Origin of the sequence: Longimicrobium sp., from assembly GCA_036387335.1 — a bacterium.
Classification (GTDB): Bacteria; Gemmatimonadota; Gemmatimonadetes; order Longimicrobiales; family Longimicrobiaceae; genus Longimicrobium.
In genome coordinates, this window is record DASVTZ010000123.1 from 1 (window position 1) to 10,169 (window position 10,169).

Below are 10,169 nucleotides of genomic sequence, written 5' to 3' on the forward strand. Positions count from 1 at the left end.
ACTGCGGGGGAGGGGCGGTTTGCGTGGAGATCCGTGCCGGTCCACCCGTTTGCCCTGCCGCGTTGATCCGATGTCTCGACCCCTGGCACCGATCCCGTAGGGGCAGACCTGCGTGTCTGCCCACCCTCGCCGCCACCCCGATCCTTGCTTCGCACACCGATCCCGTAGGGGCCGCCCCGCGTGGCTGCCCGTGCCCGCCCCCGCGCCGAACCACCGCCCCGCGCACCGAATTCTCCCCCTCACCCGCCCTGCGCCCCGCAAGCGGGGGGAGGGGGCCCACGGAATGCCGCTTGCACTCCCCGGCCCGCACTCCGGGGGCGCGCTCCGCGCCGGCCGGATGGAACCATGCCCTGGCTGGCCGGGAGGAACGATGGACGTATCGATGGATGACCTGGTGTCGCTGGGCGAGCTGGGGGCGGGCGCGGACCTGGGGCTGATCGGGCGCCCCGTCTTCGCGGGCGACGGCACCCTGCTGGGCAATGTGGCGGACGTGCTGGGCGACGCCCGCGGCGAGGGGCCGCGCTTCCTCGCCGTCGCGCTGGAGGCCTCAGTCGCGCGCATCCCGGGCGGGAAGCGCGTGTTCGTGCCGTTTGGCAGCGCGCGGGTGGACGAAGCGCGGCGCGTGCACCTGGACGGCGTCACGGGCGCGAGCGCCGCCACCCTCCCCTCCGCACCCACGAACACCCCGCTCCCGTTCGCGGACCCCGACGCAACCGTGCTCGACCACGGCCGCACCGCCGCCTCCGTCGCGAGCCCCGTCAGCCCGGCTCCAACTCCAGCGCCGGCGCCGCAGGTGCACGGCGGGATCGACGCGGGCACGAGCGGGCTCTCCGGTGCGCCCGCGGGAACGGCGACGCACGGGCTGCCCGCGGGTGCGCCGGCGCGCGAGCTCACGGGGAGCGAGGAGCGGGTCGTGATCTCCGAGGAAGAGCTGGTGGTGGGGAAGCGCGAGGTGCCGGTTGGCGAGGTGGTGGTGCAGAAGCACATCGAGGAGCAGGTCATCCGCCAGACCATCCCCGTGACGCGCGAAAAGGTGGAGGTGGAGCGCCGCCCCCTGCCACCCGGCGCCGGCCTGGAGCCGCGCACCGAGGGCGACGTCATGTACATCCCCCTCGTGGAGGAGGAGCTGGTGGTCACCAAGCGCCTCATTGCCCGCGAGGAGCTCGTGATCCGCAAGACGCGCGTGACCGAGGAGCAGGTGATCGAGGAGACCGTGCGCCGCGAGCGCGCCGAGGTGATCGGGCCGGACGGCACGCGCGACGTCATCTCGTAGCGGTACCGTTGAGGCACACAACGAAGCGGGGCGGCTCCTTGCCTGGAGCCGCCCCGCCTCGCGTCAGCTGCCCGACGATTCGCGCATGTAGCGGGCAAGCTGGCGGATGGCGGTCCCGCGGACGCGGTTGCGCAGAAGCGGAGTCCAGCCCAGCACCAGCCCCACGGGTCCGAGCGCCTGGCGGGACCAGCGCCAGAAGGAGAAGGTGTCCTCGTGGCGCACGATCAGCCCGTCGCGGAAGACGAAGCGCGCATCGATCCGGTTGTCCACCCTGCGCCCTGTCTGCGTAAACGTGTAGATCGCCGCCCAGTGCGCGCTCCCCTCCACGTCGTTCGCGCGCACGCCTGAGAACTGGATGTCGAGATCCGCCGCGCGTGCACAGAGCATGCGCCACATGCCCGCGACACCGGCGGCGTCCAGCTCGCCGAACGCCGGGTCGCGGAAGGTTGCCTCCGGATGGTAGCACGCCTGCATGCCGCCGGCGTCGCGCGTCTGGAAGCAGGTGTAGAACCGGTGGATCAGCGCTTCGTTGGGATGCATTGGCCACCGGCCGGGGTGGAGGTGTGCGGTGCTCAGGCGTCCGCGATCTCGATCCAGGTGGGCACGTGGTCGCTGGACTTCTCCCACCCGCGCACGTCGCGGTCGATGCCCACCGCAACCAGCCGTGGCGCGAGCGCGGGGCTCAGCAGCAGGTGATCGATGCGCAGCCCCGCGTCGCGGCCGAATGCGTTGCGGAAGTAATCATAGAACGTGTAGACGCGCTCGTCAGGGTGCATCGTCCGGATGGCGTCGGTCCACCCTCCCTCGACGAGGAGCCGGAACGCCTCCCGCACCTCGGGCTGAAAGAGCGCGTCCTCCACCCAGCGCTCGGGCTTGTAGACGTCCAGATCGGTCGGGATCACGTTGTAGTCCCCCGCGAGCACCGCCGGGCCTCCTTCGTCGAGGAGCTCGGCGGCCCGCTTTGCCAGCCGGTCCAGCCAGCGCAGCTTGTAGTCGAACTTCGGCCCGGGGCGCGGGTTGCCGTTGGGCAGGTAGAGGCACCCGATGCGGATTCCGCGGACCGTCGCCTCGATGTAGCGGCTCTGCTCGTCCTCCGGCTCGCCGTCGAGACCGCGATGCACATCCTCCGGCTCCCCATCGCGAACGAGGATCGCCACCCCGTTCCACCCCTTCTGCCCGTGCCACGCCGCGCCGTACCCCGCCGTCCGGATCGCTTCCTCTGGAATCTTCTCCTGCGGCGCCTTCAACTCCTGCAGACACGCCACATCCGGCTTCGTCTCCTCTAGCCAGCGCAGCAGGATCGGCAGGCGCGCGTTAATGCCGTTGACGTTGTACGTGGCGATCTTCATCGGACTCGTGTCCTGGGGACGGCTCCTGATCCATCACACGCAAGCCGGTCGGCTTTCCCGGAGTGCACGGGCGATGCCGCGGAGCTCTAACGAACGAGGGGACACGCAAACTGTCCCGTCCCCCTAGGGTGTCCCAAGGCCCGCGTGCGGCTTACGCGGCCGGTGGAGTGCCCTCCGTGGCCGGCACCAGGTCGCTGATGACCTTGAACACCTGCGGGCTCATCGGCTCGACGACCTCCGCAGCCGGTTCATCCGCCGCTGGCGCGGGCGCGGCGGCGTCTTCGCTCGCCGTCTGGCGCTCCACCAGCTTGAATCCTACGAACGCCCCGCCGCTGATCCCCATCAGCGCCAGCAGTTCGGGGTTGAAGGTGGGCATCGCCCAGGTGGTGACCACTTCGGTGACGTAGATGCCGATCAGGATCACGGTCCACACCGCCATCTGGAAGCGGTGCAGGCTCACCCCCTGCGCATCCGAGACGAGGTCCGCAACGAATCCTCTCGACGGTGCCCCCTCGAGCACGGCCTCGGCCTGGCGCACCTGCAGCGCCGCGTCGTCCAGCGTCTCACGGGAGACGGCGAGCGTGGTACGCAGCTGCGCCAGGTTGGCCGGGGTCGCCGTAGCCTCCTCCTGCGCCCCCATCGCTGCCACCTCGCTGCGCAGCCTCGCCAGGCGGGGGCGCATGCGGGCGAGCGTCGCCCGTGCCCGGTCGCGGAGGGTGTTGTCCACCAGCCCGGAGGCCGCCTGCGTCAGCGTGCCCAGCCCCAGCAGCATCAGCGCCTGCGCGTTCAGCGAGTTGTAGTCGTCGCTCACCAGGCGGATGTAGAGGAACCCCGCCACGATCGCGAAGAACCATGCCGCCGCCTGCGCGCGGCCCAGGCTGAAAGGCCGCTCGTGCATCGGGCGTCCCGACTCTTCTGCCGAGTCGCGGAGCACCCCGCTGCGGAACACCATGTAGACGAACCCTGCCAGCGCCAGCACGAAACCGATGCCGGAACCCCACAGACGCAGCTTGTTGAAGGGCCGGAAGATGATCGTGGGCGGCCGGGCTTCGTTGACCGGCCGCAGCTCGCGCCCGCCGGGGAAGCCCACACCGATTCGCGCCCGTCGCGGCTTTAGGCTGGAGCCGGCGAGGACCGCCGTCCACGCGTCTCGGGACGCCTGCGTGTAGCCCAGCCGGAACGAGACCTGGTTCCCCGTGAAGCCGACGGGCTGGCCGCGCGTGTCGCGGATCGCGTAGCCGTTCACGAACAGCATCAGGCTGTCGGCGGTGCGGCCGCCGTCGCGCGGCAGGGCGCCGAGCCCGTCCACCGTCACCACCAGGCGTCCTCCGAAGCCGCTTCGAACCTGGTCCACCTTGCGGACCCGCAATACCGATTCCAGGGTGGCCGCATCCTTTGCGGTCCGGCTCTGCGCCTGGACGCAGGGTGCGGTGGCGGCGAGGAGGACCCCGGCCGTGATGGTGGCGCGAAGCACCCGGAAGGCGTTGCGCCGGAACAGGATGTCCATGGGATGCACCTGGAAGAAGGAGGGAAGAACGTTGCCCGGTGGCGGGCGGAGAGTAGGGGGTGCCGCCCGACGGCATTCATCCGGAGGCGTAGATGCCGATGGGTACGACCATCATCAGCCTTGCTGAGACTGCGCGCGGATGCGGGGCTGAGGGCGACGCGGGAGGGCTCGTGCGCGTGGCTGGATCCCATGAAAGGGACCGTAGGAGCGTTCTGTCGCGTTCGGGAAAAGTTTTCTTAAGTAAGATGGCGGGAGTACGAGACCCCTCCGCCGCGTCGCCCATCCTGTTGGATGGACCGGAGCGGCGGAATTCGCGCAGGAAGTGTCGGGAGGAGACGCTTTCGGGCACGGTATGTGGAAGAAAAACAGCGAGCCGGCTCCAGAGAGGAGCCGGCTCGCCGATTTCGATGCGTGTGTCTCCGCCCAGCCGCTACCCTTCTTTCGATTCGTACTCCCCCTTGAGCCGCTGCACCACGTTGGGGTCGGCGAGGGTGGTGGTGTCGCCCAACGCCCGGCCTTCGGCGATGTCCTTGAGGAGGCGGCGCATGATCTTGCCGGAGCGAGTCTTGGGGAGGTCGCCGGCGAAGAGGATGGCGTCGGGGCGGGCGATGGCGCCGATCTTACGGACCACGTGGTCGCTCAACTCCTTCTTCAGCTCCTCGGTCGCTTCCTGGCCCTCCTTGAGGGTCACGAACGCCGCCACCGCCTGGCCCTTGAGCTCGTGCGCCTTGCCCACTACGGCGGCCTCGGCCACGGAGGGGTGGTCCACCAGCGCGGACTCCACCTCCATGGTGCCGATGCGGTGCCCGGCCACGTTCAGCACGTCGTCGATGCGGCCGATCACCCAGAAGTAGCCGCGCTCATCGCGCTTGGCGCCGTCGCCGGGGAAGTAGACGGATTCGCCGGGCTGCGAGCCGTCGACGGTCTTGCCGGTCCACTTGCTCCAGTATGTCTCGCGGAAGCGCTCCGGGTCGCCCCAGATGCCGCGCAGCATGGAGGGCCACGGGTCGCGGATCGCCAGGAAGCCGCCCCCGGTTCCGATGCACTCGCCTTGCAGCGACAGGATGTCCGCGCGGATACCGGGGAACGGGGTGGTGGCCGAGCCCGGCACGGTGTGCGTGACGCCGGGGAGCGGGGCGATCATGATGGCGCCGGTCTCCGTCTGCCACCACGTGTCCACGATGGGGCAGCGCTCCCCGCCGATGAACTTGTGGTACCAGATCCACGCCTCGGGGTTGATCGGCTCGCCCACGGTGCCCAGCAGCCGCAGCGAGGTGAGGTCGTGCTGGGCGGGGAACTCCGTCCCCCACTTCATGAAGGCGCGAATCGCGGTGGGCGCCGTGTAGAGGATGGTGACCCGGTAGTCCTCCACGATCTTCCACATGCGCGCGCGGTCGGGCCAGTCGGGGGCGCCCTCGTACATGACGACGGTGGCCCCGGCGGCGAGCGGTCCGTAGACCACGTACGAGTGCCCCGTCACCCATCCCACGTCCGCGGTGCACCAGTAGACGTCGTCGTCCTTGAGGTCGAAGACCCACTTCGTGGTGGCGCACACCTGCGTCATGTAGCCGCCGGTGGTGTGCATGATCCCCTTGGGCTTCCCCGTGGTGCCCGAGGTGTAGAGGATGTAGAGGAGGTCCTCCGCATCCATCTCCTCGGCCGGGCACTCGGGCTCCGCCGCGTCCACCAGGTCGTGCCACCAGCGGTCGCGGCCATCCTTCATCGCCGCATCGCCCACGGAGTCGCCATCGGAGCCGTGGCGGCGGACGACGAGGACGTGCTCGATGGTGGGGCAGCCGCCCTCCTCCTCCACCGCCTGGTCCGCGGCGCGCTTGAGGGCGACCACGCCGCCGCGCCGGTAGCCGCCGTCGGCCGTGATCAGCACCCTGGCCTCGGCGTCGCGGATGCGGTCGCGCAGGCTCTCGGCCGAGAACCCGCCGAAGACCACCGAGTGCGCCGCCCCGATCCGCGCGCACGCCAGCATGGCGATGGCCGCTTCGGGGATCATGGGGAGGTAGATGGCCACTCGGTCGCCGCGCTTCACCCCGAGCCCCTTGAGCGCGTTGGCGGCACGGCCGACTTCGCGATGGAGCTCCTCGTAGCTGTACGTGCGGCGGTCGCCCGGCTCGCCCTCCCAGAGGAGCGCGGGCTTGGTGCGGTTGGGGCCGTCGAGGTGGCGATCGAGGCAGTTGTACGCCGCGTTCAGCGTGCCGCCCCCGAACCACCGGGCCTCGGGCGGATTCCACTCCAGCACCGTGTCCCAGCGGCGGAACCAGTGGAGCTGCTCGGCCCATCCGGCCCAGAAGGCCTGCGGGTCCGCCGCGGCGCGCGCGTACACCTCGGGATCGCTGACGAGCGCATGGCGCGCGAACTCCGGAGGCGGCGGAAAGACGCGGTCTTCGTGGAGAAGGGAGTCGAGCTTGATCTCCGGCGTGGACATGCGGCGGATCTCCGGCGGATGGATGGGCGTGGATCGCTGGGCTGCGTCTCTCTGCGGATGCTATGCCAGCGCGCGCGTGGCCCGCAAGTGCAGCCCGGCGTTGCGGCATCGTGTATCGCGTGCGGGATGCGGCGGTCGAGGCGGCGCGAGGGGTGGGCAGACACGCAGGTCTGCCCCTACGACGGTTGGGGTGCGAGGGCGGGGGCCGGAGCAGCGCCGGCCACGGGCGCGATGAATCGCAGCCCCTACCGCGACGACGAACCGGAGGAGCGGCACCCACCTACGCAAGCTCCCCCTCCCCCAGGCAGTTTTGGGGGAGGGGGATGCGTCGCGGAGCGACGGGGGTGGGGGCCCTACACCTCCCACGCCACGCCCGCGTACCTCGTCCCCGCGAAGCGCGCACGAAGGCCGCGCAGGACGGCGGTGCGCGCCTCGGCTTCGGTGTCGGCGGTGTGGGTGACGGTGCCGCGCACGCGGTAGCGGACGGCGAACTCCTCCACGATGCGCGCGCGGTCATCGGTGCGGGCGACTTCCAGGACCTCGGCGGCGCAACCGGGCCAGGCCTCCTCCAGCTCCTTCTCCACCTGGTGCTCGGCGTCCGCCATGCCGTACGCGGGGAGCGCCACCCGGCCAGACCCGCGCACCGTGACCCGCCACTCCGCCATCAGCCCGGCATGCGGATGGTGTCGCGCGGGGCGGTGCTCGTGTCGGGCGGCGCCGGGGTGGGGGCCGGGACGGTGGTGCTGTCGAAGGTCTGCGGCGGCGGCGGGGTCGCCTGCAGCGCCTGCGTCAGCGCCTGGAACCGCTGCTGCGCCTGCGTCTGCGCGGGGCGGTCGGGGGTGAGCTGGATGAAGCGCTCCAGCGACTGCATCGCGCCCGCGGTGTCGCCGCGGGCGAGGAGCGCGTCGGCCATGTGGCTGTGCAGCAGGTCGTACTGCGGGTTGATGCGGATGGCATCCACCAGCACCCGCTCCGCCTCCTCGGCGCGCCCCAGGTTCAGCAGCGCGAAGGCGTACCCGTCGCGGTAGCCGGCGTTGTTGGGATCCACTTCGCTGGCGCGGCGGAAGAAGTCCGCCGCGGCGCCGAAGTTCTGCGCCTGGAGCGCGCGGCGGCCCTCCATGCTCAGCGCCAGGGCGTCGGTGGAGTCCATCGAGTCCGCGCCCGCGCTGTCCGCCCGGGCGGAGTCGGAGAGGGTGGAGAGCGGGGGTGCGCCGGAGTCGTCGCGGTTCATCTGCTGGTAGGCGAAGAACCCGCCGCCACCCAGCACCACCACCAGCGCGCCGACCGCGAACGCCTTCCCCGCTCCGCTCCGCTCCGGCTCCACCATGCGGCGCGGCGGGATCACCGGCTGCGGGCGCATGGGCTGCGGGGCGTACGGCTGCGGCGGCCCCGGCGGCGCGAGCACGGTGCGGTCCTCGTCGCCCGCGCCCGCCAGGACGGTGCGGTCGTCGCCGTAGACGCGGTCCGGCGTCGGCGGCGTGACCACCGCGCCGGCGGGGACGCGCGCGGCGGCGGTCTCTTCCGGGAGGCGGCGGATCACGGCGTCGAGGGCATCGGCGAAGGCGCCCGCGTTTTCGAAGCGCGCGGCGGCCTCGTGCGCCAGGGCCCGCTGCACCAGGCTCTCCACCTCGGCGGGGACGGCCGGGTTGCGCGCGCGGAGCGAGGGGATCGGCACCTCCATCCCCACCGACATGCGGTTGCGGTCCGCGTCGCTGAAGGGGCGCTGGCCGGCGAGGAGCTGGAAGGCAAGCGCGCCCAGGCTGAACACGTCCGAAGCCGGGGTCAGCCGCGCCTCGCCGCGCAGCTGCTCGGGCGATGCGTACGCGGGGGAGAGCGGCGCGCGCCCATCCTGCGTGAGGCCGCTGGAGGTGTCCTCCTCTTCCGTCACGGCCTTGGCGATGCCGAAGTCGAGCACCCGCACCTGCAGCTCGCGCGCGTCGTCGCCCTGCGCCAGGAAGACGTTCCCCGGCTTGACGTCTCGGTGGATGAGCCCCGCGCGGTGCCCCACCGCCACCCCGCGCGACGCCTCGCGCAGGATGCGGAGCGACACGCCCAGCGGCGGCGGACCCGTGCGGGCGAGCCGCGACGCGAGGTCCTCGCCGCGCAGCAGCTCCATCACGATGAAGTCCATCCCCAGCGTGGGATCGGTGCCGTAGTCGTACACCGGCACCACGTTGGGGTGGTGCGGAAGTCGCGCGGCGGAGGCGGCCTCGTGGCGGAAGCGGGCGCGCATCCGCTCGCGGGCGGCCTCGTCGCTTCCGGCCGACGCGGTGATGACCTTGACGGCCACCGCGCGCCCCAGCCGCTCGTCGGTCGACCTGTACACGGCGCCCATCCCGCCGCGCCCGATCACGTCCTCGATCCGGTAGCGGTCGGCGAGCGTGCGGCCGCGGAGGAGTGCTTCTATGCCTGACATGAATCCCTGAGCTCGATGATAGGGATCAGGGAATAGGGAATAGGGAATAGTCTGAACGACGTTTTCCGCCGCTGCCTACCTATTCCCCATTCCCCAGTCCCCATTCCCCGCTGTTCCTATCCGAACCGCGTCGCCTCCGGATCCTCCGGCGCGGCGTCGCCCTCGGGAGCGGCCACGGCGGCGGCGCGTACCCGCAGGATGGGGCCGTTCTCGCCGATCCGCATCCGCGCGTCGGCGGGCACCCAGCGCATGTGGCGCTCGGGTACGTCCTCCAGGCGGTACGGGCCCTTGAGGTTGGCGCCCGCGATCTCGGCGTCCTCCACGTGCAGCGCGTTGAGGCCCAGGTTGGCCACCTGGAAGCCCGGCGCACCGTCGCGCGGCGCCCAGCGCAGCACCAGGTGGCGGCGGCTCACCTGCGGCGCCCCGCTCAGCATCAGGTCGCTCTGGAGCTGCGGGTTGTCCGTGTGCCGTCCCACCGTCACCTCGGCGGCGGAGATCGGGAAGCGCTCGGCCTCGGCGCCCTCCGCGTCCTCCACCACCAGCTCCCACTTGGTCGCGTCCCACCCCGGCGCACCCTTGGCCGGAGGGGCGATCCCCTCCATGCGCGTGGCGTCCGGATCGTCGAACACCGGCGCGGCGGTCGGAGCCGGCGCGGGTTTGGGAGCGGTCGGCGGCGCCACGGTGCGCGGCGGGGGGACGGCGATCGTCTCGCCGCGTGCCTCGATGGGCGCCACGGGCGGCGCGAAGGGCGCGGCGGCGACGGTGCCCAGCGAGGCGGCGGGAGGCGGCGTGGCGCCGCTCTCCGTGAGCCCGGGCTTGTCAGCGGGGCCGCCGGGGGCCTCCTTGGAGATGCGGAAGAGCGGCGCGCCCGGGTCGCCCGCCTCGTGCAGCCGCACACGGTACGGACGGTCGTAGAGCGAGCCGTGGCGCATGCACGAGTCGGTCAGCTCGCCCTCCAGTTGCTCGGCCACGGGGCTCAGCGAGTGCGCGGCATCCGGGCGCAGCGTCACCACCAGCACCGTCTCCGGCAGCAGGCGGGCATAGCGGTCCGGAAGGGAGCGGGCGTTGTCGCGGTCGATCAGGTCGCCCAGCGCCAGCTTGATCTCGGGCACCGCCTCGCGGAGGAGCTGGTCGAGGAGCGGCTCTTCGTGCGGAACCGGGGAGTGCGATGTGGCGTCGGTCAT

At 71.7% G+C, this 10,169-nt stretch carries 8 protein-coding genes; 1 reads left to right on the top strand and 7 read right to left on the bottom strand.

The genetic code is table 11. The features are described 5' to 3' along the window. Positions 1 to 370 precede the first annotated feature (370 nt). Complete coding sequence (locus VF647_11540) at positions 371 to 1,273, top strand: PRC and DUF2382 domain-containing protein (protein HEX8452722.1); 903 nt, start codon at positions 371 to 373, stop codon at positions 1,271 to 1,273. Between the two features lie 63 nt (positions 1,274 to 1,336). On the opposite strand, the gene VF647_11545 is transcribed toward VF647_11540, so the two are convergent. From VF647_11545 to VF647_11575, 7 genes are all read right to left on the bottom strand, one after another. Then, entirely contained in the window at positions 1,337 to 1,813 is a 477-nt protein-coding gene (locus tag VF647_11545) for a nuclear transport factor 2 family protein (protein ID HEX8452723.1), read from the bottom strand. Positions 1,814 to 1,845: 32 nt separating this feature from the next. Next, entirely contained in the window at positions 1,846 to 2,622 is a 777-nt protein-coding gene (gene xth, locus VF647_11550) for an exodeoxyribonuclease III (protein HEX8452724.1), read from the bottom strand. Between the two features lie 151 nt (positions 2,623 to 2,773). Then, on the bottom strand, positions 2,774 to 4,129 hold the full coding sequence (locus tag VF647_11555; protein HEX8452725.1) for a hypothetical protein: 1,356 nt from the start codon (positions 4,127 to 4,129) through the stop codon (positions 2,774 to 2,776). Between the two features lie 430 nt (positions 4,130 to 4,559). After that, on the bottom strand, positions 4,560 to 6,569 hold the full coding sequence (acs, locus tag VF647_11560; GenBank protein ID HEX8452726.1) for an acetate--CoA ligase: 2,010 nt from the start codon (positions 6,567 to 6,569) through the stop codon (positions 4,560 to 4,562). Between the two features lie 353 nt (positions 6,570 to 6,922). After that, a complete protein-coding gene (locus tag VF647_11565) occupies positions 6,923 to 7,234 on the bottom strand; it encodes a hypothetical protein (protein ID HEX8452727.1) in 312 nt (103 codons plus the stop codon). Then, positions 7,234 to 8,985, bottom strand: a complete 1,752-nt coding sequence (locus VF647_11570) for a protein kinase (protein HEX8452728.1) — start codon at positions 8,983 to 8,985, stop codon at positions 7,234 to 7,236. The genes VF647_11565 and VF647_11570 overlap by 1 nt, the downstream gene beginning before the upstream one ends. A gap of 116 nt (positions 8,986 to 9,101) precedes the next feature. After that, a partial coding sequence (locus tag VF647_11575; protein HEX8452729.1) for an FHA domain-containing protein occupies positions 9,102 to 10,169 on the bottom strand: 1,068 nt, incomplete at its 5' end.

Coding starts and splice junctions, on each gene's coding strand:
- acs (HEX8452726.1), bottom strand. CDS start 6,569: ATGTCCACGCCGGAGATCAAGCTCGACTCCCTTCTCCACGAAGACCGC.
- VF647_11540 (HEX8452722.1), top strand. CDS start 371: ATGGACGTATCGATGGATGACCTGGTGTCGCTGGGCGAGCTGGGGGCG.
- VF647_11545 (HEX8452723.1), bottom strand. CDS start 1,813: ATGCATCCCAACGAAGCGCTGATCCACCGGTTCTACACCTGCTTCCAG.
- VF647_11570 (HEX8452728.1), bottom strand. CDS start 8,985: ATGTCAGGCATAGAAGCACTCCTCCGCGGCCGCACGCTCGCCGACCGC.
- VF647_11565 (HEX8452727.1), bottom strand. CDS start 7,234: ATGGCGGAGTGGCGGGTCACGGTGCGCGGGTCTGGCCGGGTGGCGCTC.
- VF647_11555 (HEX8452725.1), bottom strand. CDS start 4,129: ATGGACATCCTGTTCCGGCGCAACGCCTTCCGGGTGCTTCGCGCCACC.
- xth (HEX8452724.1), bottom strand. CDS start 2,622: ATGAAGATCGCCACGTACAACGTCAACGGCATTAACGCGCGCCTGCCG.